The following is a 26,396-nucleotide window of genomic DNA, read 5'->3' on the forward strand; positions in this document are numbered from 1 at the left end:
AGACAATCATGAACCATCGCAAGCTGAGTGCCGGCGAGACCGCCGGTACCTATCGCATCACCGACACGGTGACCGAAGCGGAGCTCCTGAGCATCGCCAAGGCCTTCGCCCGTCGTCGGCTGGCCAGGGGTCGCAAGATCACCCAGCCAGCACTGGCATTCGAGTACCTGCAGATCCTGCTACAGGACTACGAGCACGAGGTGTTCAGTGCCATCTTCCTCGATAGCCAACACCGCGTCATATGCTTCGAGGAGCTGTTCCGCGGCACCATCGACGCAGCCAACGTCTATCCCCGTGAGGTGGTAAAGCAGGCCCTGGGCTGTAACGCCGCCGCCGTCATACTGGTCCACAACCACCCAAGCGGCGATCCCGAGCCCAGCAATGCCGACCGCCGCATCACCCAGCGGCTGAAGGAAGCGCTGGGCCTGGTGGAGATCCGCGTCATCGATCACATCCTGGTAGGTAGCGAAGGATGCGAGTCGTTTGCAGAGCGGGGGTATCTGTAGCGTTGATCAGAATCAGATATTCACACCATAGCGCTGGTGCCGCCCTCATGGGTGGCACCGGCATCACCATTAGCATTTTATTTTTTATTAGCTACTGGCCGGTTTGGGATATGAAAGGACCTGTCTCGACCCTACCCCCAACCAACATCGCCTCGGCATGGTCATGATCACTATGATCGCCACATAGAATCCTCATGTGTGCAATGGACGCATGCTCGGGCGTGCCATATACTTTCTGAAACAATCAAGGCCCGATTCCAGCATGAGTCTCAGGAATGTCCAACGAACAGCTTGACGACCTTACCCAGCCGCAGCGCGACCGCCTTGCCTTTGTAGAGCTGCGGGTGCGCTTCATTGGGGATATCCGCCGCCAGGATCTGGTATCGCGCTTCGGCATCCAGTCGGCCGCTGCCACGAGGGATCTGGCGATCTACAAGGAATTGGCGCCAGGCAATATTGAATACGACACCAAAGCGAAGTACTACATCCTTGGCGAGCATTTCAAACCCGTTTTTGACTTCCAGGCCGAGCGGGTCCTGGCCTGGTTGACCCAAGGGTTTGGCGATGGTGAACCCTCCCGGCTGAGGGCCTGGGTAGCCAGTGAGATCCCATCCAGACTCACGCATCCAGATCTGGACGTGCTGGCCGCCGTCACCCGCTCCATTCACCAAGAGCGGCCCCTGGCCATCGAATATCACTCCATTTCCAGCGGCCGCACCCAGCGCGAAATCGTGCCCTTTGCCCTGATCGACAACGGGCTGCGCTGGCACGTCCGCGCTTTTGATCGCAAAACCCAGGAATTCAGGGATTTCGTGATTACACGGATAAAGCGCCCGACGGGTCCACGGGATGCCGGCGTGCAAGCCTACGAGCGCAGCGACCAGGATATCCAGTGGACCCGCATCGTGGAGCTGGAACTGGTCCCGCATCCAGCACAACCGCGCCCAGAGATCACCCAAATGGATTACGGCATGGATGACGGCAGCCTGCGCATGAAGCTGCGGGCTGCCACGGCGGGATACATCCTGCGCAAATGGAGCGTCGACTGCTCCCCGGATCACAGCCTGCGGGGGCCAGAGTATCGCCTGTGGCTGAAAGATCACCTGGCCATTTATGGCGTCAAGAGCGCTTTGCTCGCACCCGGCTACTGCTCGTCAGAGCAGCAGCAAGCGGTCGAACTGGACTGAGGCCGCCATGCTGGAGCAGCTCGAACAACGAGTTAACGAAGTAGGCGCCTTGCAAACCAAGCTGGTCCTGCTGATTGGCCGCCCTGGTAGCGGCAAGAGTGCCTTGATCGGTGCATTAGCGAAGCAACACGGCATCCGTGTGATGAATGTTGGTGCCGCCTTGGGCCGCCAATTGGCTGCGATGTCTCAGCGGCAGCGAGCACTTCAGGCAAATGTGGTCCTGCGGGATCTGGCTGATGAATATGCCGAGGGCGACCTGCTGTTGCTCGACAATCTCGAGCTGCTGTTTGACCGCTCGCTCAAGCTGGACCCGCTGGATCTGCTCAAGCGCCACGCCCATGGCCGCCGCGTAGTCGCAGTGTGGCCGGGTGAGCTGCGCGAAGGCCGGCTCGTCTATGCCGAGATGGGGCATCCGGAATATCAGGACTACGGCCTGGATGGCCTGGTTCCATTTGAAATTGAATCGATGGGGTAAAGGGGAAGCACATGCGCTACGGGGATCTTATTCAGTTCGAGCCGATTGAGTCGGTCATTCAGCTGCTCGACGCCAATCGGCCCGACGAGGCCAAGAAGCTCGTCGCCACCTATGTCATTTCCGATGACATGGCCGAGCGCATTGCCAAGCAGATGATCCCGCAGCTCTCCTTCGATGAGTCGGTTGACCATAAAGGCGTGCTGGTGGTCGGCAACTACGGCACCGGTAAATCGCACTTGATGTCGGTGCTGTCTCTGATCGCCGAAGACGCCGCCTATGTGCCGATGGTTCAGCACCCCAAAGTCGCCGAGACGGCCGGCAGCATCGCCGGCAAGTTCAAGGTGCACCGCATCGAGATCTCCAGCCAGATGTCCCTGCGCGACATCATCACCCAGGAGCTAGAGATCTTCCTGGAGAAGCAGGGCGTCAGCTACGCCTTCCCACCGGCCGACAAAGTCGTCAATAACAAGGCAGCGTTCGAGGAAATGATGGCCGCCTTTGACGAAGTACACCCTGGCAAGGGCGTGCTGCTGGTGGTCGACGAGTTCCTTGAGTTCCTGCGCTCGCGCAAGGACCACGACCTGGTGCTGGATCTGTCTTTCCTGCGCGAGATCGGCGAAGTCACCAAGCACCTGCGTTTCCGTTTTGTGGCCGGCGTACAGGAAGCCATTTTCGATAACAGCCGCTTCCAGCATGTTGCCGACAGCCTGCGCCGCGTGAATGAGCGTTTCGCCCAGGTGTTGCTGGCCCGTCAGGATGTCAGCTTCGTGGTCGCCGAGCGGCTGCTGAAAAAATCCGCTGACCAGCAGCACAAGATCCGCACCTACCTCACACCCTTCGCCAAGTTCTACCACAACATGAACGAGCGGATGGATGAATACGTGCGACTATTTCCGGTGCACCCGGACTACATCGGCACCTTCGAGCGCCTGATCTTTACCGAAAAGCGCGGCGCGCTGGTCACCTTGCGCGACCAGATCCAGGCCATCCTGGACGATGAAGTGCCCACCGACCGCCCTGGTCTGATCGGCTTCGACAAATTCTGGGAAACGGTCACATCCAACTCGGTCCTGCGCTCAGACCCGAATATCGGTCCGGTACTCAATGTCGCTGAAGTGCTGGGCGAGCGCGTGCAAAAAGCGTTTTCTCGCCCTGCCTACAAGGCTATGGCCGTGCGCGTCATCAAGGGCCTGTCAGTCCACCGCCTGACCACCGGTGGCGATATCTACGTGCCCGTGGGGCCGACCGCAGAAGAGCTGCGCGACACCCTGTGTCTGTACCAGCCCGGCATTGAGGACATGGGCGGCGAGCCGGCGGACGACCTGCTGACTGCCGTGCAAACCACCCTGCGCGAGATCGTCAAGACGGTGAACGGGCAGTTTATCTCCAAGGCTCCCGATACCGAGCAGTACTATCTCGACCTAAAGAAAGACGTCGACTACGACGCACAAATCGAAAAGCGCGCCGAAGCCCTGTCCGACGACGCCCTGGATCGTGCCTACTACGGCGCCCTCATGCAGTTGATGGAGCGCACCGAGGAAGACACCTACGTAACCGGCTACCGGATCTGGCAACACCAGGTGGAATGGCAGGAGCGGCGTGTCGAACGCAACGGCTACCTGTTCCTTGGCGCCCCCAACGACCGGCCGACCGCCCAGCCGGAGCGCGATTTCTACATCTACTTCATCCAGCCGTTCGAGCCCCCGCGCTTTCGCGACGACAGCCGCACGGATGAAGTGTTCTTCCGCCTGAAAGGCCTGGACGATGCCATCAAACGCTACCTGGCCTGCTATGCCGCAGCCCAGGAGCTGGCTTCCTCGGCCAGCGGTGGCGCCAAGTCGGTGTATCTGGACAAGGCAAAAGAAGCTCTGCGCGACATGAGCAAGTGGCTGCAGGACAAGCAGATGACGGCCTTCGAAGTCACCTACCAGGGCAAGACCAAATCCCTGCAGGAGTGGGCCAAGGGCGTTTCCATGCGTGACAAACTGCGCCTGGGGCCGGATGAGCGCGCCAACTTCCGTGACATCGTCAACGTTACCTCAGGCCTGGCCCTCGGCACCCATTTTGCCGATCTGGCACCGGAGTATCCGACGTTTTCCGCGCTGGTTACCGAAGCCAACCGCAAGCAGCTCATCGGTAATGCGCTGAAGGCACTTGCCGGCGGCACCCGCACCAAGGACGCTATCGTCATCCTGGATGCCCTGGAAATGCTCGACGGGGACCGCATTGAGCCGACCCGCTCCCGCTACGCCCAGGAAATCCTGAGCCGCCTCACCGCCAAGGGCCATGGCCAAGTTCTTAACCGCGCCGAACTGATCAGTGGCGCCACCGATGTCGAGTACTTCGCACCGATACGCTTCCGCCTGGAGCCCGATCTGCTGATGGCCGTGCTGGGTGGGCTGGTCTACTCCGGCGACATTGTGCTCGCCATCACCGGCGACAAGATCGACTCCGGTAAACTCTCCCTGCTGGTGGAACGCGCCCAGGATGATCTGAAGACCTTCAAGCACGTTGAAGCTCCCAAGGAAATCAACGTCGCCGTCCTGCGCTCATTGTTCGAACTACTGGGCCTACCTAGCGGTTTTGCGCAGATGGCAACCCAGGGCAAGGAAGAACCTGTCAAGGAGCTGCTGGAGGCTGTTGCCAAACTGGTCAACCGGGTGCTTACCGTAGGTACCGACCTGGAAACCCGTCTGAGCTTCTGGGGTCAATCCCTGCTGCGCGAGGAAGAACTGCGTGATTGGCGGGGCCGCCTGGAGGCCCTCAAGAGCTTCCTGGAAAGCCTGTCGCCCTACAACACTGTGGGTAAGCTGAAGAACCTGCGGATCACCCAGGCCGACATCGAGGCACAGCAAAAGAACCTGGACGTGCTCACCGCCGTTGAGAAACTACGTGACCTGGTCACCGAGCTGGGCAGTGTGGCCGGCTACCTGTCCCAGGCGGAAATGGTCCTGCCGAGTGACCACGCCTGGGTGCAGCAGGCTCAGTCGGCCCGCAATGACATTCTCGATAAGCTCGCCCAGGACAAGAGCGCAGCCCACGCCGCCGCCTACCGCCAACAGCTGGCAGCTCTCAAGAAGGACTACATCAACGCTTATGTGGCCCAGCACAGCAAGGCACGCCTCGGGGTAGCCGAGGACAAGACCAAGACAGCCCTGCGCCGCGACTCGCGCATCACCACGCTGCGCGCCCTGGCGGGCATCTCGCTGATGCCTACCGGACAGCTCACCAGCTTCGAAGACAAGCTCGACAAGCTCAAAAGCTGTGCCTCGCTGATCGAGGCCGAGCTGGCCACCAGCCCGGTATGCCCGCACTGCGGTTTCCGGCCGGCCAACGAGCAAGCCGACCTGCTGCCGGCAGCCAACGTACTCAAGGCTTTGGATGAAGAGCTGGACCGCCTGCTCGAAGGCTGGCAACAGACCCTGCTGGACAACCTTGATGACCCCACTATCCAAGCCAACTTCGAGCTGCTAAAGGGTAACCAACGCGAGCTGATCACCGCGTTCCTGGCGACCAAAACACTGCCCGACCCGGCCACGCCCGAATTTGTGGCCACGATTCAGGAGGCGCTGTCCGGCCTGGAGAAGATCCTGGTCACCGGCGACGACATCAAACAGGCACTGCTGGCCGGCGGCTCTCCGGCCACTCCGGAAGACCTGCGCCGACGCTTCGAGTCATTCATGACCGAGCGCTGCAAGGGTAAGGACGCCAGCAAACTGCGGTTTGTGGTGGAGTGACCGTGACCGAAACCACCGTACAGACAATCTCTGAACAAGTGACTGAACTAGGCGCAGCAGGCTTCTGCCGCACATGTTCAGTCACTTGTTCGGCTAATCAATATTCGACCGCAAGTCGTGGCTCTTGCCAACTTGCAGGCCAACAGACAACGGACGTACCGCAATGAATTCGACTGATACCCTGGATTTGAGATCAGAGGCCACCGCTGGCCCGGTGGAATGCCTGGGCCAAACCTTCCCCAGCGACCAGGTACGCCGCGAGCATTATCTGAAGCTGCTGGCTGAAAAGCTGAAAGATCCTGAATTTAGGAAAATCGAAGGTTTCCCCACTGGATCTGATGAAGCCATACTGAGGCTTTCAGATCCGCCATACTTCACAGCTTGTCCCAATCCATTCATCGAAGATTTCGTTCGCAGTTATGGCAAGGCGTATGATCCGTCAACTCCATACAGCAAAGAGCCATTTGCTACGGATGTGACCGAGGGAAAGAACGACCCTATATACAATGCACACGGTTACCACACAAAGGTTCCGCATAAAGCAATCATGCGGTATATCTTGCATTATACACAGCCTGGCGATGTTGTTTTTGATGGGTTCTGCGGAACCGGTATGACAGGGGTTGCTGCGCAACTTTGTGGGGATCGAGCAGCTGTTCAGTCACTTGGCTACCGAATTGATTCTGAAGGGAATATCTTCCAAGAGGATCAAGACAATGGCCAAGCTACATGGACCAAATTTTCTAAGCTGGGAGCTAGGCGTGCCTTGCTTGGGGACTTGTCACCCGCAGCAACTTTCATCTCCCATAACTACAACGTTCCCAAAGACAGAATAGAATTCGATATCCGGGCAAAAGACGCAATCTTTGAGCTTGAGAAACGATTTGGTTGGATGTACCAAACACTACACCTGCCTACTCAAGCTGAGCTGGAAGCCACATGTCAAGAGTTAATAGCAGGCGGGACTCTGGAGTCGGTGAGCGGCGTAAAAATAGGCCGCATCAACTATGTTGTTTGGTCTGATGTTTTCAGTTGCCCTGAATGTGCTGGCGAGATCGTTTTTTGGAACTCCGCGGTAGATGTTGAAAACGGAAAAGTCAGGGAGAGCTTCCCTTGTCCGCATTGCCAGTCGACACAAACGAAAAGATCTCTCGATCATGCCCTTGTCAGCTTTCATGACTCGGCTGTCGGAGATATTGTTAAACAGGCGAAAATAGCACCCGTAAGAATAAATTATTCGGTTGGATCAAAAAGATTCGACAAGAGCCCAGATGTCGCCGACCTCACGCTATGCGCTCGGGTAGACAAAGAAGATATTGAAGCTCAATACCCCTCGAATCGACTATTCAAGGGTGGTGAGACCCGACGTAACGACCCAATCGGAATTACACATGTCCATCACTTCTACACGAAAAGAAACCTCTCTGTCTTCGCCTATGCCTTCGAGAAAATGCCATTTGATCTGAAGTGGGCTGTTTCTGGCAGCCTTCAAAGAGGATCAAAGCAGCATCAGATCGCTATCACTCGCGTTGGCGGTGAAAAAGCAGGTGTAGGAGGCGCTACAGCAGGACACCGCCGGGGGACATTATACGTGCCTTCCAATCAGGTCGAGGTGAACGCTATTGGCTTGATTTCTGACCGACTCGCCGCATTCAGAAAGGCAATACTATCAAATGACCTAGGCAGGCCTGCGATTTCAACACAATCGACTACTCAACTCTTGATGCCCGATGATTCTGTTGATTATTTCTTTTTTGACCCGCCGTTCGGTAAAAATATTAGCTACTCAGAACTTAACTCCATTATGGAGTCTTGGCTTGGAGTTATGACTAACCGAGAGCCGGAGGCGATCGAAGATCGACACCAGAAAAAGTCGGTTAATGAGTACCGGGACTTGATGATACGGTGCTTTAAAGAGGCTTATAGGGTGCTGAAACCAGGTCGTTGGATGACAGTGGAGTTTTCAAACACACAAGCCGTTATTTGGAACGCAATTCAGACGGGATTGCAAGAGGCAGGTTTTGTTGTTGCCAATGTGTCCGCCCTTGACAAGAAACGTGGGGGGTTGAACGCAATTGTTGGCGTGACTGCGGTCAAACAAGATCTGGTCATCTCCGCCTACAAACCCAACGGTGGCTTGGAGCAACGTTTCGCACAACGCGGGGCCACACCGGAATCGGCATGGGACTTTGTTCAGACCCACCTAAAGCAACTACCCGTGGTGAAGATGAGGAACGGCGAACTGGAGTTTGTCGCTGAGCGTGATCCGCGCATCCTGTTTGACCGAATGGTGGCGTGGTTCGTGAGACATAGCGCGCCCGTGCCGTTTTCCAGTCAGGAGTTTCGAGACGGTCTGCGTAGTCGCTTCCCCGACCGCGACGGCATGGTTTTTCTGTCTGACCAAGTGGCCGAGTATGACAAGAAGCGTGCCCAAGTCGCCCAGGCTCCGCAGATGGATCTGTTTGTTTCTGACGAGCGCAGCGCCATCGACTGGTTGACCGACTTCTTGAAGCGCCGTCCCTCGACCTATCAAGAGGTCCATCCTGAGCTCACTGCTCAACTTGGCGCCGGTTGGAAGAAACACGAAGCCAAGCCTGAGCTGATGGCACTGCTGGAAAACAACTTCCTGAAATACGACGGCACTGGCGAAGTGCCCAGCCAGATTCACAGCTACCTCTCCACCAACCACAAGGATCTGCGTGGTCTGGAGAAAAGCGACCCGCGCCTGATCGCAAAAGCCAAAGACCGTTGGTTTGTGCCTGATCCGAACAAGGCACAAGATCTGGAGAAGAAGCGCGAAAAGGCACTGCTCAAGGAATTCCAGGAGTACGAGGCCTTCACTGGCCGCCGCCTCAAGGAGTTCCGTCTGGAAGCGCTGCGCGCCGGCTTCAATGATGCCTGGGGCAAGAAGGACTACCAAACCATCCTTGCTGTAGCACAAAAGATCCCCGAGCAGGCACTCCAAGAAGACGAAAAGCTGCTGCGGTGGTATGACTATGCTCTGACACGTACCGAGGATGGCCTATGAGGCCATTCCTGATTTCGGCAAAGGTCGCTGTGCAATGAACCAGGACGAATTGCTGGCACGGCTTAACGGCATCGAATGGATTGATTTCGAGTGCAAGCGAGCCCAGCGTGGTGTGCCGGAGGATGCCTACAAGACCGTGTCTGCCTTTGCTAATACTGCGGGCGGCTGGTTGGTGTTCGGTGTCAGTGAGGCCAACGGCCAGCTGGAAGTGACCGGCGTCTCGGAGCCGGACAAGGTCCAGAATGATTTCCTGGCGGTGCTGCGCGGTGGGCAAAAGCTGAATCGGGTGATTGTGGTCGATGCCCATCGTTTCGAGATCGACGGCAAGCATGTATTTGCCTTCCATGTGCCAGAGCTATCCCGGTCTGAAAAGCCTGTCTACCTCAAGGGCGACCCCCGGCAGAGTTACATTCGGCGTGCGGCGGGGGATGAACAGGTTACCCAAAGTGAGCTGGAACGCTTCCTGCGTGATGCCGCGCAGGACAGATACGACGGCGTGGTACTCACCGACATCCCGGTCGACCAGTGCTTTGATGAAACCACCGTGCGTTGGTACCAGGAACAGTTTGCCCGGCGTAATCCCGAGCACGTGGAGATCACTGATCCGATTGCCTTTCTTCTGAACTGGAATTTTGTGGTTGAACAGGGTGGCAATACATTGCCAACCCGTGCTGGCGTGCTGCTGTTTGGTACTGGCCGCTATGTTCGCCAGATTCTGCCCCGCCCTGTGCTCGACTATCAGCGTATTGATACCAGCTTCGGCAACTGGTCGGCCGATCAGCGCTGGCATGACCGCTATGTGTTTGAAGAAAACATCTTCCAGACCTGGCAAGGGCTGGTGGCGCGTTATATGCGCATTGCCGAACATCCGTTTTCACTCGACCCGGCAACACTGCGCCGCAACGACGATCCGCCGGACTATGTGGCCTTTCGCGAAGCGGCCATCAACCTGCTGATCCACCAGGATTACGGTGATCACGGCCGCAAGGCATCCATCAAGCTCTTTACCGACCGCACGGTGTTCTGGAACCCCGGCGATGCCTTTGCCACCGAAGCGGAGTTGCTGGACCCGACCGAGAAGGAAGTGCGCAACCCTGCCATCGTGAAGGCCTTCCGCCGTATTGGTTTATCAGACCAGGCTGGTACCGGGATTCGCGCCATCTTCCGCAACTGGCACGAGCTGGGGCGCACGCCGCCACGACTGAACAACGACAAGGCACGCAAGGAGTTCGAGCTGGAGCTGATCAACCAGCCGTTGGTCACCGATGCCATGCAGCGTTTTCGTGAAACCCTGGGCGCGACCCTGACGCCGGAGCAGGCCGACGCGCTGGCCTTGGCACTGACCCTGCCGCAAGACGAGCCATTGACCCTCACCGCAATCCGCAGCCTGGGCATCAGCACCACCCAACAAGCCCGGGCAGTGGCTGATCATCTGGTGCTGCAGCAGCTGCTCGACAAGCTCAGTGATACCCAATACCAGGTGCGGGAGGAAATCCGTCAGCGTTTTGCTCGTGAGGCAGAAGCTCCGGCCGGGGACCAAGTCGGGACCAAGTCGGGACCAAGTCGGGACCAAGTCGGGATCATGTCGGGGCTCAGTGCTGAACAACGCACGGTGTTGATGCGATTAGAGGATGAGCACGATATCGCCACCCTGATGGAATGGGCAGGACGCAGTAATCGCAGCAAGTTCCGAGAGGCGGTACTGACCCCCTTACTGGAGTTGAACCTTGTTGAGATGACCCAGCCGGACAAGCCTCGCTCCAGTAAACAACGCTATCGACTCACCGAGCAAGGCGAGGCGCTGCGTGATGGTGACGGCGAATGACACGGCGACCAGGCGATTACACCATTGGCGATTGGTGCTGGTTCGTCCGGCAGGCAACTCCGTGCCGCGTCGTTGAACGCCAGGACGTGTGGGGCGAAGTGGCCTATCGTGTGTGGCTGCCGGCCAAGAATACGGTGGTGCGTGCCCGCGCCCAGGATCTCGATGACCTGGCAGCGGTGCGCCCGGCGGTTGAGCAGATCCTGCATACGGCGGCATCCGCAAAGCTGTTGGATGCTTTGGAAGACAACTTGCTGCTGGCCCCCGTCCAGTCCAGTGTGGTGCCGCTGCCCCACCAGCTGTACGCGCTGAACCGGGCCATGAGCCGCGACCGCATTCGCTACCTGCTGGCCGACGAGGTGGGCCTGGGCAAGACCATCGAGGCTGGCCTGATCCTGCGCGAGCTGAAGCTGCGCGGCATGGTGCGACGGGTGCTGGTGGTGGCCCCCAAAGGCCTGATCCGGCAATGGCAGGCGGAGATGCGTTTGCATTTCGGCGAGCACCTGCGCTTTATCGAAGCCACCGAGCTGGCAGCCTTTCGCGCCTGGCGCGCTGAGGGCACCCAGAACGACGACAACCTCTGGGCTATGCACGACCAGGTGATCGTGTCGCTGGACTCGGTCAAGCCCATTGAGGGCCGCCGTGGCTGGAGCCTGGAACAACTCAACACCTACAACCGCGAGCGATTCGAAGATCTGGTTTCCGCCGGCTGGGATCTGGTGATCATTGATGAGTCCCACCGCATGGGTGGCAGTACCGACCAGGTCGCCCGCTACAAGCTGGGCGCCGCTCTGGCAGAAGCTGCCCCTTACCTGTTGCTGCTGTCCGCTACGCCACACCAGGGCAAGACTGATCAGTTTTTGCGCCTGATGCAGTTGCTCGACCGCGAGGCCTTTGTTGATGAAGGCAGCATCCACCGTGACCGGGTGCAGCCCTTTGTCATCCGCACCGAAAAGCGTTCCGCCATCAACGCCGATGGCCTGCCCTTGTTCAAGCCACGCTCTACGCGGCTGCAGGCGGTTGCCTGGCAGGCACGGCACACGGCGCAGAAGCAGCTGTATGACGCAGTCACCGACTATGTGCGCCACGGCTACAACCAGGCCATGGCCGCCAAGCAGCGCCACATCGGGTTTCTGATGATCCTGATGCAACGGCTGGTGACCTCCAGCACCGCAGCCATCCGTGCCACGCTGGAGAGACGCCAGGCCTTGCTGGATGCGCCACAGCCACAGGCTACGCTGTTTGATAGCGTGGACCTGGACGAGTGGGCTGAGCTCGACGGGCAGTCACAACTCGACGTGGCGCTGCAGGCCAGCAACTGGGAGCAGGAAAAAGCCGAAGTCGAGATGCTGCTTGATCTGGCTCGGGAAACCGAGCGGCAAGGCACCGATGCCAAGGCCGAAGCGCTGCTGGAGCTGATCTACAAGCTGCAACAGGAAGAGAACGACCCTGAACTGAAGGTGCTGGTGTTCACTGAGTTTGTGCCCACCCAAGCCATGCTGGCCGAGTTTCTGGAAAGCCGCGGGTTTTCCATTGTCCTGCTTAACGGCGGCATGGATCTGGAGGCGCGCACCCGCGCCCAGCAGGCATTTTCTCGCGACGTACGGGTACTGATCTCTACCGACGCCGGTGGTGAAGGCCTGAACCTGCAGTTCTGCCATGTGATCGTCAACTTCGATATGCCCTGGAACCCGATGCGTCTGGAACAGCGAATCGGCCGCGTTGACCGTATTGGACAGCCCCATGTGGTGCGCGCCATCAACTTCGTGCTGGAAGACACGGTGGAGCACCGGGTGCGCGAGGTGCTGGAACAGAAGCTGGAGATCATTGCCCAGGAGTTCGGAGTCGATAAAGCCGCCGACGTGATGGACTCCGTGGAAGTCGAGCCGCTGTTTGATGAGCTGTTTGTGTATGGCTTGCAAGATCCAGCGTCCATCGACAAGGAGTGCGACGCAGTCATCAACCAGGTACGCGAGAAAGTGGCCGCAAGCCGTGCCGATACGGATCTGTTGACCGATGATCACTCGCTGGAAGCGGTTGAGTCCCAGAAATGGCGGGACCACCCAGCGCAGTACTGGCTGGAGCGTGCGGTAACAACCGGCTTGCCCACCCGTGGCGGCGCAGCGGAGCAGTCAGACCATACCTGGCGTTTAATGTGGGCGGATGGCAGTGAATCTTTCCCTGTCTGCTTTGATGCGCGAACCGCTGAGCAGAACCCGGAGATGGAGTGGATCACGCTGGAAGATCCCCGAGCCCGTGCGCTGATCGGCGATCTGCCGCGCTGCGTGGCCGGCCAGCCGCTGCCTGTTGTTCAGGTAACCGGTCTCCCTGACACCATACAGGGCACCTGGTCGCTGTGGAGCGTGAGCCTGGCTGCTTCCAACAGCTCGGCCAACTTCATCCGGCGTCGTTTCCTGCCGATCTTTATTACCGATGATGGACGCAGCTTTGTTCCCACCGCCAAGCGGATCTGGGATCTGTTGCTGACTGAAGAGGTGCGCCTGACGGCGGACCCGGACAGTGAGCATGCAGCCGCACTCTTTGAGCAATCGCTGACGGCAGCCAAAGGTCAGGGTGAGCGGCTGTTCTCCGAGCTGCTGGAAGAGCACCGAACCTGGCTTGCCGAGGAACGTGAGCGCGCCCGCTATGCCTTCGAGTCGCGCTTTCAGGCCATTGGCCGAATCGGCCTGCCTGCCGTCCGCGAGCACCGGCGTAAGCGCCTTGAAACCGAACATCAGGCCCGTATGGCAGATCTCGCGGAAGCAGAAGCCTGCACGCCAGAGCTGAATGCCGTGCTGATACTGCGCATTGGCTCGGCGGGAGGGGCCGCAGCATGACGTACTTATCCAAGGACAATGTCGCCCACCGCAGCACGCTGCTGGCTGAACGCATTTTGAAGGAATTCCCGTCCGACCTGGCCCGGCTGTGGATTGTGGCGGACCCGGACAACGTGCTGCTGGACGAGCAGGTACTGGCCGGACTGCGTGAACGCGGCTTCGAGGTGCTGCCGTTTGAGGACAGCATCGCCTTTCGTGCCGAATACGAAGAACGCTACCGCGCCGCCTGGGAGGCTGGAGAGCCCAATGCACCCGGCGCCCTGGTCATCCAGGTGCGCGATTCCAGCACTGCGGAGCTGCCTTGGGATTACTTACGCCAGGCGCGCAAGGTCAGTCTCTCGCTCGCAGAGCTGTTTCCAAAACTCAGCTATACGGTGCTCAGGCAGCTGGGTAGTGAGATCTTGCCGTCGCTGTTCGAGGTGCAGGCGCGCCACGCGACTCAGGCGATGGGCGAAGCCGCCACAAAAGAGTTTGTGCTGACGCACATCTACCGGGTAAGCCCCCACTTGATTAGCCGCCCAGAGGATTTGTGGCGTGAGCTGCTGCGGCTGCACTATCGCGAGACGCTGCTACCTCAGACCCTGGCCGAGCATATCCACCAAGTATTGGCTGACCGACAGGTGTTCGCCAGCAGCCCGATTGCCGAGCTGTTCTCCAACAGAAGTTATGCGCTGCGTGTGGTGCAGGACGCCTGGTACCGCTACCTGAACAAACTGGGGCTGATCGGCAGGCGCACGGCGGAGCCGGTAGCGCCGGACTACATACCGCAGCTCGACATTCCCTTCGAACATCACGACATCCGCGTCATCGTTGATTCGATGTTCCTGGACGGCACGCTACACCCGCTGGCCATTCAGGGCGTACCGGTCAGCTTGCCGGAATGGGCAAAGGCTGGCGTAGTGCAGGACCCGGCAGCAATGCGCAACCTGGTGCTGGAGGGCATCAAGAGCCTCAGTGAAGAGCTGCCTGGCGTCACATCGCCGCACAGGGACTGGACCCACTTTGCGCGGCGGCTTGGTGAAGTAATTTCGCGCTTCCATAGCCTGGATGCCGTGCGTGCAGAAGGTCTGAAGGCGGACATGAAGGATCTGGTGGCTCGCGCCGACAGTGAGCTGCAAACCTGGGTTCAGGCGCACTACGCTGACCTACCTTCCCTGCCCGCTGCCAAGGGGCCGGTGATGGTGCATCAAGTGCCGCGCTACCTGGCGATGCGCCGAGCAAACGGTGAGGAAAAAATTGCGCTGGTCGTCTTCGACGGGTTGGCTGTCGATCAGTGGACACAGATTCGCGAGAACCTCATCCAGCATGCGCCGCGTCTGATGTTTAATGAAAACGCCTGCTTTGCCTGGCTGCCTACGCTGACATCCATTTCCAGGCAGGCGTTATTCTCCGGCCTGCGCCCACGCGAGTTCGCTGAGCACATCGAGACAACCTCAAAAGAACCTCAGCATTGGACCCGATTCTGGCAGGACCAGGGATTGCGTGCCAACGAGATCCTCTATCGAAAGGCGATCAAGCGCACTGATGAGCTGCCGGAGTTGCAGGAGCTGCTCTCGAATCCTGCCCTGAAAGTCGCCGGCCTGGTGGTGGATACCGTGGATGAAATCATCCACGGCGCTGTGCTCGGCAAACGCGGAGTGGCTGCGCAGATCAACAGCTGGTGTGAGTCGGGGTTTGTTGATCGGCTGTTAGCAATGCTGCTCGACCAGGGCTTCCACATTTACCTGACTGCCGACCACGGCAATGCGGAAGCCGTGGGCATTGGCCGCCCAAATCAGGGGGTTGCCTCGGAGCTGCGCGGCGAACGGGTGCGCACCTATCGCAGTGAAACTATGATTGCCGAGACAGCAACTGCGATACCGGCCAGCTTTCGTCTGGATATCGCTGGACTGCCGGCCAACTTCATGCCGCTGTTTGCAGGAGAGCGCGGAGCCTTTGTTCCAAAGGGGGACCAGGTGGTGGTTCACGGTGGCATGTCCCTGGAAGAACTTATCGTGCCCTTTGTGAAAGTGAGTTACGTCAATTGAAAACGACCAATCCGCCTGCCCCAAAAATCGGCTTTGACCGATACATAGCGCTGGAGTGGGCATCAGCGGCTTTACGGATGCGTGCAGGCCTGGCTGAACCCGATGACTTGAATGCCCTGCTGGATGAGGCTGGGCTCGGCGTGGCGGCGCGCAAAAAGACGCGCACCGTACTGAATCGCCTATGGCTCGAACCACGACCGGAACTGGCCAGCTTCGCTGAACGCGGTATCGCCCTCTACAAGGCCAACCCTGGCGTTCCAACCGCTGCCTTGACCTGGGGAATGGCAATCGCCAGTTACCCATTCTTCGGCAAGGTCGCTGAATTGGTGGGCCGCTTGTCCGCACTCCAGGGAGACTGCGCCTCGACAGAAGTCCATCGTCGTATGAGCGAAGTCTATGGTGAACGGGAAGGCACCTACCGCATGACCAACATGGTCCTGCAGTCGCAAGCCAACTGGGGCGCCATCGAGCGCGCGGAGAAAGGCAATCGCCTGGTCCGCCTGAAACCCCTGGTGCTCAATGATGCCGAGACGATCGCCTGGCTGATCGAGGCTGCCTTGCGCTACGGCGGCAAATCGGTGTCCGTGCCAGCCCTGTCATCCTTGGCCGTGCTCTATCCATTCGTTCTCGATCAACCGTTGGGCTACTTGGCGTCACAAAGCCCGAGCCTGACGCTCCACGCCCAAGGCCCTGGCAGCCAGGTGGTCGGCTTGCGGACGGATGACTAAGACTTGATTCAAGACGAAAACGTATCGATCCAAGAGAGCGATCAACCTGAGCCGTTCTTCATAACCGAAGACGTGGAAGTAATCGAACTTCACGTTGTCGAGAACCTCCAGGTGCACCGGCAGGCAAGCGCCTTCGGCCATCAACTCCTCCAGGACTGTCGCGGCACTGCACCCTGCTGATGACGGAGAAGCAGCACCCCGACGATCAGCATCTTTGTTGTCGAGCTTCTGGCGGTAAGCCAGGCCTGTGCCGGAAGGCCGGCATGACCTACATCCCACTGAGCCAACGCTGAGACTAACCCCGCGCGGACCCACCGACAGACCAAGGCCACGCTTGCTGAGGTTCAGCCGCAGCCTTGGCGCGAGGGTGATACGGCGCTGGGATCGAAAAGCCATAAACCCTCCCTGAATAACGTCTGGTCCACGAAACCAAAAAAGAAACTGCCCCTGCTGTGTAGGCAGGGGCATAGTATTCTCAGTTCCGACTGGTACTGAATGCCCTCATCCCCTGTCCGTAGAGCTTCGTCTCGGCCTTGCAGAGGTACGATGCCCGGTAGAAGGCCTCCTCAAAGCTTTTCGCATCATCTCGGTCGACCCAGTACCACGGGTTCTGTGGAACATGAATCCAGGGTTCCTGGGGGTTCCACGCCACCCCTAACGCGCTGTACCAGGCCCGAGAGATACGGCTGATAAGGTTCTCGTTGGACGAGCATGCCCTTCCTGGCCTGTGATAGGCCTCGCGGTTGAAAATCAGGAAGAAATGATAATGCGGTTTGCCATTGTCGCCGACCTCACGGCACCAGACGTAGCGAACCTTAGTTCCTGGCCTCCAGCCGCTCCGAAGCTTCATTTCTTGGTCGTGCTTGATAATGGCCTTGAGGGCAGCGATGAACCGCCGAATCAGGCTCTGATGGTCTTGCAGCGTCATACGGTCGCTGATCGCTGTAGGGATGACCGGGTCAACACGGAAGGCCAGCACTCGCTGGTAGTCGCTGGTGGCTCGCTCTAGCGTGTCTTGGAGCGCCTGTAAGTATTCACTCACCATGGGTAAGGCCCTCTCTTGGACATCCATCCCGTTGAACGAGGCGGAGTGAGTCAGGTGAAGGTTGGGATTGGTGGGGTGTCTCGTAGTCATTTTCAAATCTCCAGTGACATGAGTAAACGCCGATGCCTTGTCGGTCATCGGCGCTGATATCAGGCACGATTAATCCTCCAGCTAATGCTGGATTCAGGGTTGGTAGGTGGGTGGATGCTGCTGTTGCTGTGACTCTTCCCTTGCTCGCTTGGATTCGGGGCTGAAGGCCCCTCCCTGCTCTCTTGATTACGGTAATAACAATTAAACAAGGGCCGTAAATGCTGATGCGAGGACCAGAAATGCAGGTGGGCACTGATGGGACAGCGGGGATGAAGGCGGATTCTCCGCTCTTTAATTAAATCAGGTCTTACTAAAAAAGGATACTAGGTGGACTCGCCATCCCGACATTCGATGCCGAGTTGAATCCATGCCACCACCTCACTCTCGACCCAGGCCACGGCCCGAGTGCCAAGCTTGATGGGCTTGGGGAAAAGCCCGAGGTTCATGTACTTGTAGACCGTGGACCGACCGAGTCCGGTGCGGTCCATGACCTCCTTAATGCGGATCAGTTTCATGCTCATGACGAACTCCTGTGATTCGTTCATGAGATGAAGCAGGCGAGTATTACTTTACATTAATTTTCCTTACCCCCCGCAAGCACATTAAATTCCACAGGCAATGAAATGTTGACGCTGCGGATAGAAATGAGGACATTATTGAGATACATGACTCCATCCGATGGGCGAAAGTGAACATCTAGTTTCCATAATTCATTTCCTTCATGCTTTAACGGTTCTACTGAAAAGAAGGCAACAGCAAAATCGCAATCGAACTGCTGCTGCTCGACTTGTTTCAAAACGTAATATAGCTCCACTGCTAGGTGGTGTGCCAAGGCATAGATGAAGGTGTGGAAATCGACAGCATCTTGGCTGTCATCAGCCACAACCAAGGATGAACAGTCCCTCTTAATTGTCGTCATTATAGAACCGATGGGGTCGCTGGGTTTTCCCCGCCCATGCTCGATCTCGACCCAATGGTTGGAAAGTAGCATAACGGCATAGCTGAGGATATGAGCTTTGAGGATGGATCCCATGCCTAGCCGGTGAAACTCCAAAACTTCGTCGACTACCGGCTCCAAGAATTTTAGTGGGGGGAGCAGAGATCGTGCATTTTGGAGCAGGTGGTTGTAGGTATTCGCGTAGCGATTCTTCAAGAGCATGCTCTCCCATTGGGCTTCATGCTCTTCTAAACCCAAATCTACGACAGTGATCTCATCGATCTTTTCACGTATCTTCTCGGCATTCTCAATCACCTCGCTGGCGACCAAGGCTGCATCATAGAAGCCCGAAAGGAAGTTTTTATTCCCAGGCCGACCAGTGGAACTGATAATTACTGATAGACCTCTGGAGTCTTCTCCCATAAGAAGAGGGTGAGCCAGATTGAGAAAAAAAACGGAACGCATACTCCCTTCTTGGCTTCTCAATACGCCTGGCTCATGATTGGCAATGACCCCAAGCTTCTTGAGCTTGGAAAGTTGGCTTTTCAACCTTTCCTTCGTCATTCCAGTGACTGATCTGAGATTCCCAAAACTTACGCCTCTGACAATTCCTGGTGTGTCTGCATGGGCGAGGAGAACAGTCAGCAGCCAATAAGTAGCAGGGACTAAAATATTGGATCTCTGCTCGCCGCTCATCAGGTTTTGTGTCTTTTCTTTGCGGGATGCCCGGATAGTAATTGCATTGCGGCAGAGCGCTTCGATTTCCGGCTGGTGGGGAGGTATAGTCGCATCCAACTTTTCGAGACTGCGAAGAAGCCTTGACGAGACACGGTGGCTAGAGACAGGGCGTCCCCTGCCATGGCGAACAGTCTCACAAGAGAGATAGCCGTTTACTTTCAAGGATGCCAGTGCCTTTTTCGCATGCTGGGGCGACAACCCAAGGCGGTTGTTGAGCTCCAACAAGGTGCACGTAAGCATCTGATCAAGCCCAAAGACCATCGACCACTGAAGTAAAAACCAGCGCTCTTCCGGGCCCAAGCCAGGTTCTACATAGTGAAGGATGCGAGTGTCCATGAGTACATGGTAACACCATTTTCCTTTTTTTGTTCCGAAATGAACCCTAGCACCATACCAGCTTAGCACTGGTATGGTCACAGTGTGATTGTTCATGTATATTTACGGGTGGTTGCACGTAGCGAAGCATATTGCATTCGGAGAAGGCCATGGAGCGCTGTCACGCTGAGCATCAGTCACTACTTAACTGGATGACTAATGAAAACCAGGATCAAATAGACTGGATAGTGGACTATCTCTACAAGAAAAATATGCAAGCGTTTCTAGGGGGTTTTTTTACCCTTGATGGTAGCAATCAAACACTTATAAAAATATTTGAGAAGGAACTTCCCAATGCTGAATTTCGCGAAATTATAAGGAAGATGCGAGCCGCCTGGCATCAACAATCATACCGGAAGAAAAAAGGTAAGCAGGTCAGCTTTCAGCTTCCCGAAAAAACAGTCAGCGAATTGGAAAAAATAGCGAAAGATAGAAGTCATTCAAGGACACAAACGTTGCGACAGATCATCCACGATGCAGCAAATCAAAATCAACGCTTAAACAAGCAATCAAAGAAAAAAATCGAAACTCTGCAGAAGAATTTAAAAGCGCTAAGCGGCGAAAAGGCCGCGGCTGAAAAAATTCGCAACAAAATCATCAACACCCTCTCAGAAAAGCTCGCCGAAGAGGTCATGCTCAGAAGTTTATATGAAGAAGCCATGGGGCCAATAAATAAAGAAGAGCTGGAAGAATTTAAAAATGAAAAATTTAACGAGACTCTACGGAAGAGAATCGAAGAAATTTTAGAGCCAATATCAGATATTCGCCTACTTAGGACTGGAATTAAACCAATTAGAGCCTACTTATCAACAACACAAAACCTTTTGGAGGATAAGACACATTCTGATGGATAGACGAACGTTTAGTTAAACCAAGATAAAGGAAAAACAGGTTTAATGCTTAACGAATAATCTCCACTCGCAGCCCAGCTCAAGCCAGTTTCTTTTAGCTTGGCTCAAGCAGTCGATTAAGCTCACGCGCTTAAGCGGAAGAGAGATCATCATGCGAGCACTCAACCCCACAGAATCGAGGCGTTATGGTTTCTTACTCGAGGCGTGATTTACTTAGGCGCGTGCAGGAAAAGGCGCTTGAATAAGAAGAAAATAAGAACGTGGCTATAATCCACACGGAGGTAATCTTTCTCCAAGAGGGGAAAATGCCCCAGAAGGATGAGGTAATGCCTTTAGGCCCTCGCTAATACCGTCTCCGGTAGTAGAAATCCGTAGGGATGTGGCTCGATCTGATCGATACCAGTCACCAGCAGCTACTATTACTCTACGCGCCCTAAAGCAATGTCGTTGTCAATGGCGCAGCCTGAAGCTGATGAACGTGATGCTCAATCTGAACACCAGGATGAGCCGAGTTACGGTGATGCTCGGCACGCCCATCATAGGTGCCTACCGGTAAATTCGCTACGCCAATTTCATGCTGCATTATTCGACGCGATGGAACGAACTGCCGATCGCACGGGCCAAGTAAAAGAGCCCTGGCAGTAGCCAGGGCAGGCGCGATGAGACGCGATATTTTGGCGAACCCATGGAGAACGCGAATCCAAAGCGTCTCTCGCAGGGGGAAACCTGCAATAGGGAGCCATACGCCGAGTCGGCCTGCAGAAAGAAGCCCGACCACTGGGGCCGGGCTTGCTAACAACGCTTCCCTATCAAACCAACCTTAGGCTTCCTGCCCAAGCATCCTTGGTTCTGAGCGCTCCATCGCTCGGCCTTCCCTGTAGGGCTCTCCCTAGCCCGTTATCCACCAAGGTAGTAGACCTGAACGAAAACCGTGTTAACCCACGTTATGAAGCGCTGTAAGTCTTCGCTTGTCAGCGTCAGAGCTATAAGTCCGTAGATCATCAAAACAGATTGTCCCCCCGACCCGCATGGCCTTCCCTTGTTGGTGACGAAGCCTACAAGAGACTTGGCCATGCTGAGCCGAGAGGACTTTCTCATGATAAAGCAACTTCACCAGCGAGGCGCTCACCTCGTGGACATCGCCCATCAGATCGGCTGCTGTGAACGTACCGTACGCCGTCATCTGGGCCGCGAGGCAGCGCCGACCGGCCGTCCGACCAAGCCACGAGCGAGCAAGCTGGATTCCTACAAGCCGGTCATCGATCAGCTGTTGGCCGATAACGTCTGGAACGCCACGGTGATTTTCCAGTTGATCCGTGAGCAGGGCTATACCGGCGGTAGCACCATGGTGCGGATGTACGTCCAGCCCAAGCGAGCTCTGCGGCCCAGCAAGCAGACCGTGCGCTTCGAGACCCCGCCCGGCTTCCAGCTACAACATGACTGGGGCGAGATTGAAACGGTGGTGGCCGGTGAGCGCTGCAAGGTCAACTTCGCGGTTAACACGTTGGGCTATTCGCGCCGCTTCCATGCCTGGGCAGCGCCCAGCCAGGATGCCGAGCATACCTACGAAGCGTTGGTGCAGGCCTTCCGTCACTTCGGCGGCGTGCCGCGCACGGTGCTGGTAGATAACCAGAAGGCCGCGGTACTCAAGCATGACCGGGATCACCGCGTCATCTTCAATGCCGGCTTTCTGCAACTGGCCAACCACTACGGTTTCGCCCCCAAGGCATGCCGCCCGCAGCGTCCACGCACCAAGGGCAAGACCGAGCGCATGGTGGGCTACGTGAAGCAGCATTTCTTCCAGCGCTACCGGCAGTTCGAGAGCTATGCCCATCTCAACCAGCTGCTCCAGCAATGGCTGGAGCGAGTGGCCGATCAGCGACCGCTACGGCAGTTCCGGCAAACTCCGGCCGAACGTTTTACCACCGAACTGGAAGCCCTCCAGACGCTGCCGACAACGGACTTCGATACTCGTTACCATGATCTGCGCCAGGTCGGCTGGGACGGCTACATCGAAGTGCGTGGCAACCGCTACAGCGTGCCCGATGGCTACTGCGGCCAGGCCGTAGTGATTCGCTTGAGCCTGGATGACGAACTGAGCGTTTATACCCCGGCCGGTGACCGGATCGCCCAGCATCGCCTCCAGGCCCCACAGGCCGGCTGGCGCACCGTGCCGGAGCACCATGCCGCCCTGTGGCAGCAGACCCACGCCGTTCAGCAGCGCGACCTGAGCGTCTACGAGGAGGTGCTGTGATGGCCCTGGATCAGCTACTCAACCGCCTGAAGATGGAGCACCTGCAGGCCTCGCTCGACAGCCTCTGCGAGCACGCCAGCAAGCAGGACCTGAACTACCGCGAGTTCCTCGAGCAGGCCCTCGCCCAGGAGTGGGGCGGCCGCCACCAGAAGGGACTTGAGTCCCGCCTGAAGCAGGCTCGACTGCCCTGGATCAAGACCCTGGAGCAGTTCGACTTCAGCTTCCAGCCCAGCATCGATCACAAGATCGTGCGCGACCTGGCCGGCCTGGGCTTCGTCGAACGTGGCGAAAACGTGGTGCTGCTCGGCCCGCCCGGGGTGGGCAAGACGCACCTCGCCGTGGCGTTAGCAGTGAAGGCCGCCGAAGCCGGCCACCGCGTGCTGTTCATGACTCTGGATCGATTGGTCAGCACGCTGATGCGCTCACGGCAGGAGAACCGCCTGGATCGCCAGCTCCAGCAGCTGACCTACCCCAAGGTGCTAGTGCTCGACGAGATGGGCTACCTGCCCATGACTCGCGAAGAGGCCAGCCTGTTCTTCCGCTTGATCAATCGGCGCTACGAGCGAGCCAGCACCATCCTGACCTCGAACAAATCGTTCATGGACTGGGGCGAGATCTTTGGCGATCAGGTCATCGCTACGGCGATCCTGGATCGGCTGCTGCACCACTCGACCACGCTGAACATCAAGGGCGAAAGCTACCGGCTGAAGGACAAGCGACGCGCCGGACTGGTGACCACCCAAGCCAAGAAGGAGGACGACCCCTCACACGACCCTGAATCTGTTCCGATAAAAGAGCACTGATGAAAACCGGACAATCTGTATTGATAAAAAGCGGGCAACCTTCGCTGACGTTGACACGCTTCTTTTTGTTGCAATCTCGACACGGTCACTAGGCGGGGTTGATCAGCCCCGCATCCTCATCGTTGCCCGGCCGGTTCACGGCCCGGCTCACCGCCCAATGCTCGATCAGTGACGCATCCAAGTGGCGCACCACATGCCGAATCGTCTCCCGATCCGTCAGGTCGGGATCGAGCCATGGCTCGAGGCTCGCGTCGTCCAGGATCAATGGCATGCGGTCGTGCACTTCAGCGGCGGTACCGCGTGCAGGCGCGGTGAGGATTGCACAGCCCAGGCTGCCATCCTCGCGCTCGGTACGGGTAAGGTAGTGCGGCTGCTTGCCGGTTTCGGTCACTAACCACTCGAACCAGCCGTCGGCGGGAATGAGACAGCGCTGCTTTGCGAAGGCGTAATTGAAGTAGCCGCTGGCGGCCACCGTCTCGACTCGGGCATTGATTGGCTGTGCTGCCTTGCCCTTGGCCCACTTCGGCCGGTAGCCCCACCACAGCTCAAATTGCTCGGGTGGGGCTTCATGCGCCACCTGACGAAACCCGCTGATCCAAGTTCCCGGCGGGATATTGTAGCGAGGCGGCGGTCCCTCCTCTGCTATCACGACACCCATCCGCCGAGCGAGCTTGGGATAGGCGCTGTAGGAAGCGAAACGGCCACACATGCGAGACGTCTCCACAATGCCGACAGAAGATCCATCATCCCCATCTTTTCGCTTGATAGCCACTGCGCCAGCGCTTGGGTAGAATGTTCCCTTCACTCCAAGCTACCTGCCAGACAAGGGCGGCATCGTACAACCTCAGCCAAACGGGGAGTACTCTGGGGAGTAAAGTCACGCCTGGCTGCTCATTTTTCCCGCAAGCGCCTGATTGGATTATGAAAATTATTCACGCACTATTTTCAGATCCAGAATATCGAGTGATGTCAGAACATTGTCGATAAAAACGAGTTAAGACAGGCCAAGTGGAGGGTATCATGGGGGGCTGGTTTTTGAATTACGGGCGAGCACATTTATGTGTTCGTGCACACCTGACGAGCCATCTATGACAACCGCCACTTGGTTTATTCTGATTGGTTTGTTGCTGTTGATTGTAGGATTTACCTTCTCCTACATCAAAAGCGTGCCAGCCACTTCCGCCATTATATACCTTTCCGTCGGTTTCATCGTGGGGCCGATGGGTTTTGAGTTGTTCCATTTCAATCCATTCCAAGAATCGGCTTTATTAGAACTTTTGACCGAAATAGCCGTTCTGATTTCCTTATATTGTGCCGGCGTGAAAATGCCTGCGCCGGTGTCCATGAAGCGATGGCGAACGCCTCTGCAGCTGGCGACGTTTTCGATGGTGCTTACCGTCGGACTAGTGACGCTGTTCGGTTACTACGGGCTCGCTCTCCCCCTTGGGGCTGCCGTGTTGCTGGGTGCTGTTGTGGCACCAACCGACCCAGTCCTGGCGACCGAGGTTCAGGTGCGTCACGCTGATGACCCTGACGAACTCCGCTTTTCTTTGACCTGCGAGGCCGGAATGAACGACGGCAGCGCCTTCCCGTTCGTGATGCTCGGCCTGGGGTTGCTGGGTCTGCACGATCTTGGCGATGCCGGTTGGCGGTGGCTGGCAGTCGATGTGTTCTGGGCAAGCGGTACAGGCATCGGCATCGGAATCTTGGCCGGCTCCGGTGTCGGTTGGCTGGTAACCAAGATACGCACTAGCTATGCAAACACTGCTTTTCTGGAAAGTTTTCTCGGTTTGGGGCTGATCGCATTCGCATACGGAATCAGTCTGTTAGTGAATGCCTGGGGGTTTCTGGCCGTTTTTTGTGCCGCAGTCGCTCTGCGCCATACCGAATTGAAATTGGCCGGCCTCATGCAAGGTTACTCGACAGCTGTCGAGGCACGCCGTGAAGGTGAGCCGCAAGCGCATGTGCACGTCAGCGAAAGCTCTCTAGCCTTTAATGAGCACCTCGAACGGCTGGCAGAAATCGTGCTGGTCTTACTGCTCGGAGGTTCGATCTTTTGGGACTCCTGGAGTTGGCGAGCCGTGGGTTTCGCGGCATTTCTGTTTTTTATTGCCCGCCCCATCAGCGTGCATCTTGGCGTACTCGGGAGCAGGGCGCCTAAGCGGATGCGCAACCTCATGGGTTGGTTTGGTGTTCGTGGTATCGGCTCACTGTACTACCTGATGTACGCCATCCAGCATGGGCTGCCAGAGGAGATCGCACTGGAGCTGATACACTTGACGCTCGTGGTAATTGCCTTGTCGATACTGGTTCACGGGATCAGCGTAAAGCCTACCATTAAGCGTTATTGGCGTTCGCGAAAGCCTCGAATTTGATTGGATTATGAAAATTCTCCATGCCCTACTTTCAAGATTCAGAACATCGAGTCGTTCCTTAATGACGGCAAGCCGGGCGCTGCCCAATCGAAGGTTTCCTTCCAGCATCATGGTGTGGATGCGGCTGGCGGCGCTATCCGCTTGCCTTGCTGTGCCCCTGCCGGGCTGGGGGCAACCCTCGCCCGACGCCACAGCCGACGGCACGGGCGAGACGATCGTCGTCGGTGGCGATCACTTCATCCGCCCTACGAGTTCCTCGACGAGGACGGTGAGCCGGCCGGCTACAACGTGGAGCTGACCCAGGCCATCGCCGAGTTGATGGGCATCGAGGTGCGCATCGAGCTGAAGCCGTGGAGCGAGGTGCGCCGCGGGCTGGAGCAGAGTGAGATCGACATTCTCCAAGGCATGTCGTACTCCGAGGCACCTACCGAACGCTTCGACTTCTCGCCGCCCCACGCCATCGTCCACCAGTCAATCTTCGCCCGCCGCGGCGACCCGCTGGTGGAGGTCGAGGAGCTGCGCGGCAAGGAAGTGATCGTCCAGCGCGGCGACATCATGCACGACTACCTGGTCTAGAACGA

At 57.3% G+C, this 26,396-nt stretch carries 19 protein-coding genes; 14 read left to right on the forward strand and 5 right to left on the reverse strand.

The genetic code is table 11. The features are described 5' to 3' along the window. The first annotated feature begins 8 nt into the window (after positions 1-8). The 9 genes from radC to HNO52_RS20480 all read left to right on the forward strand — a co-directional run bounded on the left by radC (position 9) and on the right by HNO52_RS20480 (position 16,347). Complete coding sequence (gene radC, locus HNO52_RS20440; protein WP_197566986.1) at positions 9-506, forward strand: RadC family protein; 498 nt, start codon at positions 9-11, stop codon at positions 504-506. A 275-nt stretch (positions 507-781) separates the two neighbouring features. Then, positions 782-1,693, forward strand: coding sequence for a helix-turn-helix transcriptional regulator (locus HNO52_RS20445; RefSeq protein ID WP_197566987.1), 912 nt, complete (start codon positions 782-784; stop codon positions 1,691-1,693). A gap of 7 nt (positions 1,694-1,700) precedes the next feature. Beyond that, complete coding sequence (brxF, locus tag HNO52_RS20450; RefSeq protein ID WP_197566988.1) at positions 1,701-2,168, forward strand: BREX-3 system P-loop-containing protein BrxF; 468 nt, start codon at positions 1,701-1,703, stop codon at positions 2,166-2,168. Between the two features lie 11 nt (positions 2,169-2,179). Next, positions 2,180-5,905: a DUF6079 family protein gene (locus tag HNO52_RS20455; protein ID WP_197566989.1), complete on the forward strand. Its 3,726-nt coding sequence runs from the start codon at positions 2,180-2,182 to the stop codon at positions 5,903-5,905. A gap of 163 nt (positions 5,906-6,068) precedes the next feature. Next, entirely contained in the window at positions 6,069-8,933 is a 2,865-nt protein-coding gene (locus HNO52_RS21165) for a DNA methyltransferase (RefSeq protein ID WP_232090422.1), read from the forward strand. Further along, positions 8,923-10,758 (forward strand): RNA/DNA-binding domain-containing protein, encoded by a 1,836-nt coding sequence (locus tag HNO52_RS20465; protein WP_232090423.1) that lies wholly within the window; start codon positions 8,923-8,925, stop codon positions 10,756-10,758. Before HNO52_RS21165 ends, HNO52_RS20465 begins: the two co-directional genes overlap by 11 nt. A 137-nt stretch (positions 10,759-10,895) precedes the next feature. Further along, positions 10,896-13,592: a DEAD/DEAH box helicase gene (locus HNO52_RS20470; protein ID WP_232090424.1), complete on the forward strand. Its 2,697-nt coding sequence runs from the start codon at positions 10,896-10,898 to the stop codon at positions 13,590-13,592. After that, positions 13,589-15,619, forward strand: coding sequence for a BREX-3 system phosphatase PglZ (gene pglZ / locus HNO52_RS20475; RefSeq protein WP_197566991.1), 2,031 nt, complete (start codon positions 13,589-13,591; stop codon positions 15,617-15,619). The genes HNO52_RS20470 and pglZ overlap by 4 nt, the downstream gene beginning before the upstream one ends. A gap of 77 nt (positions 15,620-15,696) precedes the next feature. Further along, positions 15,697-16,347, forward strand: coding sequence for a hypothetical protein (locus HNO52_RS20480; RefSeq protein WP_232090425.1), 651 nt, complete (start codon positions 15,697-15,699; stop codon positions 16,345-16,347). Here HNO52_RS20480 and HNO52_RS20485 read toward each other — a convergent pair. The 4 genes from HNO52_RS20485 to HNO52_RS20500 form a co-directional block, all read right to left on the reverse strand. Then, positions 16,273-16,815 (reverse strand): DUF4236 domain-containing protein, encoded by a 543-nt coding sequence (locus HNO52_RS20485; RefSeq protein WP_332107653.1) that lies wholly within the window; start codon positions 16,813-16,815, stop codon positions 16,273-16,275. The two genes, HNO52_RS20480 and HNO52_RS20485, sit on opposite strands and share 75 nt — an antisense overlap. Positions 16,816-16,822: 7 nt before the next feature. Then, entirely contained in the window at positions 16,823-17,530 is a 708-nt protein-coding gene (locus tag HNO52_RS20490; RefSeq protein ID WP_197566994.1) for an inovirus Gp2 family protein, read from the reverse strand. Between the two features lie 275 nt (positions 17,531-17,805). Further along, the gene (locus HNO52_RS20495; RefSeq protein WP_197566995.1) at positions 17,806-18,003 is read right to left on the reverse strand and encodes a helix-turn-helix transcriptional regulator; all 198 of its coding nucleotides are present in this window, start codon (positions 18,001-18,003) and stop codon (positions 17,806-17,808) included. Between the two features lie 53 nt (positions 18,004-18,056). Beyond that, positions 18,057-19,493 (reverse strand): hypothetical protein, encoded by a 1,437-nt coding sequence (locus HNO52_RS20500; protein ID WP_197566996.1) that lies wholly within the window; start codon positions 19,491-19,493, stop codon positions 18,057-18,059. Positions 19,494-19,642: 149 nt separating this feature from the next. Between HNO52_RS20500 and HNO52_RS20505 the strand changes: the two genes are divergently transcribed. The 3 genes from HNO52_RS20505 to istB all read left to right on the forward strand — a co-directional run bounded on the left by HNO52_RS20505 (position 19,643) and on the right by istB (position 23,440). Continuing rightward, positions 19,643-20,386: a hypothetical protein gene (locus HNO52_RS20505; RefSeq protein ID WP_197566997.1), complete on the forward strand. Its 744-nt coding sequence runs from the start codon at positions 19,643-19,645 to the stop codon at positions 20,384-20,386. Between the two features lie 1,069 nt (positions 20,387-21,455). Then, positions 21,456-22,637: an IS21 family transposase gene (gene istA, locus HNO52_RS20510; protein ID WP_197566998.1), complete on the forward strand. Its 1,182-nt coding sequence runs from the start codon at positions 21,456-21,458 to the stop codon at positions 22,635-22,637. Further along, positions 22,637-23,440: an IS21-like element helper ATPase IstB gene (gene istB / locus HNO52_RS20515; protein ID WP_442907081.1), complete on the forward strand. Its 804-nt coding sequence runs from the start codon at positions 22,637-22,639 to the stop codon at positions 23,438-23,440. The genes istA and istB overlap by 1 nt, the downstream gene beginning before the upstream one ends. Positions 23,441-23,528: 88 nt before the next feature. On the opposite strand, the gene HNO52_RS20520 is transcribed toward istB, so the two are convergent. Beyond that, positions 23,529-24,149 (reverse strand): SOS response-associated peptidase, encoded by a 621-nt coding sequence (locus HNO52_RS20520; protein WP_197567000.1) that lies wholly within the window; start codon positions 24,147-24,149, stop codon positions 23,529-23,531. A 379-nt stretch (positions 24,150-24,528) separates the two neighbouring features. On the opposite strand from HNO52_RS20520, the gene HNO52_RS20525 reads away from it, so the two are divergent. Next, positions 24,529-25,815: a cation:proton antiporter gene (locus tag HNO52_RS20525; RefSeq protein WP_197567001.1), complete on the forward strand. Its 1,287-nt coding sequence runs from the start codon at positions 24,529-24,531 to the stop codon at positions 25,813-25,815. Further along, entirely contained in the window at positions 25,816-26,391 is a 576-nt protein-coding gene (locus HNO52_RS21515; RefSeq protein WP_442907082.1) for a transporter substrate-binding domain-containing protein, read from the forward strand. Positions 26,392-26,396: the final 5 nt, after the last annotated feature.

Source organism: Halomonas sp. MCCC 1A13316 (genome assembly GCF_014931605.1).
GTDB lineage: Bacteria > Pseudomonadota > Gammaproteobacteria > Pseudomonadales > Halomonadaceae > Halomonas.

Bases quoted from the DNA above. Each gene is read 5' to 3' on its own strand.
- radC (WP_197566986.1), top strand. From the start codon at position 9: ATGAACCATCGCAAGCTGAGTGCCGGCGAGACCGCCGGTACCTATCGC.
- HNO52_RS20445 (WP_197566987.1), top strand. From the start codon at position 782: ATGTCCAACGAACAGCTTGACGACCTTACCCAGCCGCAGCGCGACCGC.
- brxF (WP_197566988.1), top strand. From the start codon at position 1,701: ATGCTGGAGCAGCTCGAACAACGAGTTAACGAAGTAGGCGCCTTGCAA.
- HNO52_RS20455 (WP_197566989.1), top strand. From the start codon at position 2,180: ATGCGCTACGGGGATCTTATTCAGTTCGAGCCGATTGAGTCGGTCATT.
- HNO52_RS21165 (WP_232090422.1), top strand. From the start codon at position 6,069: ATGAATTCGACTGATACCCTGGATTTGAGATCAGAGGCCACCGCTGGC.
- HNO52_RS20465 (WP_232090423.1), top strand. From the start codon at position 8,923: ATGGCCTATGAGGCCATTCCTGATTTCGGCAAAGGTCGCTGTGCAATG.
- pglZ (WP_197566991.1), top strand. From the start codon at position 13,589: ATGACGTACTTATCCAAGGACAATGTCGCCCACCGCAGCACGCTGCTG.
- HNO52_RS20480 (WP_232090425.1), top strand. From the start codon at position 15,697: ATGCGTGCAGGCCTGGCTGAACCCGATGACTTGAATGCCCTGCTGGAT.
- HNO52_RS20485 (WP_332107653.1), bottom strand. From the start codon at position 16,815: ATGCCCCTGCCTACACAGCAGGGGCAGTTTCTTTTTTGGTTTCGTGGA.
- HNO52_RS20490 (WP_197566994.1), bottom strand. From the start codon at position 17,530: ATGACCGACAAGGCATCGGCGTTTACTCATGTCACTGGAGATTTGAAA.
- HNO52_RS20495 (WP_197566995.1), bottom strand. From the start codon at position 18,003: ATGAGCATGAAACTGATCCGCATTAAGGAGGTCATGGACCGCACCGGA.
- HNO52_RS20500 (WP_197566996.1), bottom strand. From the start codon at position 19,493: ATGGACACTCGCATCCTTCACTATGTAGAACCTGGCTTGGGCCCGGAA.
- HNO52_RS20505 (WP_197566997.1), top strand. From the start codon at position 19,643: ATGGAGCGCTGTCACGCTGAGCATCAGTCACTACTTAACTGGATGACT.
- istA (WP_197566998.1), top strand. From the start codon at position 21,456: ATGCTGAGCCGAGAGGACTTTCTCATGATAAAGCAACTTCACCAGCGA.
- istB (WP_442907081.1), top strand. From the start codon at position 22,637: ATGGCCCTGGATCAGCTACTCAACCGCCTGAAGATGGAGCACCTGCAG.
- HNO52_RS20520 (WP_197567000.1), bottom strand. From the start codon at position 24,149: ATGTGTGGCCGTTTCGCTTCCTACAGCGCCTATCCCAAGCTCGCTCGG.
- HNO52_RS20525 (WP_197567001.1), top strand. From the start codon at position 24,529: ATGACAACCGCCACTTGGTTTATTCTGATTGGTTTGTTGCTGTTGATT.